The organism is Vibrio sp. Vb0349 (assembly GCF_033338975.1).
This window is the reverse complement of record NZ_JAWOTS010000282.1, coordinates 1-1230: the sequence shown is the minus strand read 5'-3', so window position 1 is coordinate 1230 and position 1230 is coordinate 1. Positions and strand designations below refer to the sequence as shown.

Sequence of the window (1230 nt, the reverse complement as noted above, 5' to 3'; positions counted from 1 at the left end):
CCACGACCTGTGCAATTCCTTGCTGCACCTGTAACCCCGCCCCTTGAGTTAATCAGCACATCGCCCCTTGCACATACAACGAAAATATGATGATTTTGACTAAACTATAGACGTAAATATTGGGGTGACAAACTTTTGACTTAGTTCAAAGTGGGGCGAGGTAGATATGGAACGAGTAACTTTTGGCTCATTGATGAGTAATATTGTAGTTATCGGTCTCGATGGGGAAATTAGAACCCTCGAACAAGGACAGTTGCCTAAACCAGGGGAACTAATTATTAACGAAGTTTCAGACACTTCAGAACTGGTCATTGAGCAAGTGACACCGCAAGGCAGTTCCATCAATGTAACTGGTGATATTACTGCGTTGATAGAAGCTATTGCAGCGGGACAAGACCCGACCCAACTAGGTCAAGAGTTTGAAACCGCAGCGGGCGAAGCAAATGGGTCTAGTCCTCAGACAACAGGGAGTGTTGCACGAACAGGGACAGAATTGCTCGCTAGTACCAACTTTGAGACAGTTGGCACTGAAGGAGCGGGGTTTTCAACCACTCAGATTCTAACTTTATTGGACATTCTCCCTCCAACTCAGGCACCAGCTCCGACAGGAATTCCGATTCCAGTAACAATTACGGTGCAAGATATTTCTAGCCCTGCAGTAGATGAAGGGCAGCAAGTCTCTTTCGACGTTACCCTTAATCAACCAACGGAAGAAGAAACTACCATAGAGTTTACCCTTAATGATGGTTCTGCTGTAGGCGGGGCGGCGAGCGATGTTGGTGCAGATTATGTAAATACAACGGTTTTAATTACATTATCCGACGGAACCACCCAAGAAATTCAGGTGAATGATGATGGATCGTTCACTGTTTCTCTGCCGATCGGGGAAGAGTCTTTTACGGTTAGCTTGGATACCATCGATGATAATTTAGCGGAAGGATCGGAAACCTTCAGTTTGTCCGGTTCAACGCCAGATCAGCCTACTCCAGTTACGGGTATTGCAACGATTTCAGATGAGGCAGAACAAGGGCCAGAAGATACGGTTTCCGTGACCATGACCGGTCCAGCAAATGTCGTGGAAGGTGACACCACCGCGGAATACACCGTGACACTGAGCGATCCGGCTCCTGTGGGTAGCATCGTCACGCTTGCTTATAGCTACACCACTGCATCCGGTGATGACATCACTGAAACCACTCAAGCGATTATTGGTGCCGATGGTGTGACGGC

The 1230-nt window shown here is 47.5% G+C and carries 1 pseudogene; it reads left to right on the top strand.

Annotated elements, in window-relative coordinates:
* Nucleotides 1–166 precede the first annotated feature (166 nt).
* Nucleotides 167–1230 (top strand): annotated as a pseudogene (locus R7Q47_RS25225) (calcium-binding protein); the annotation flags it as partial.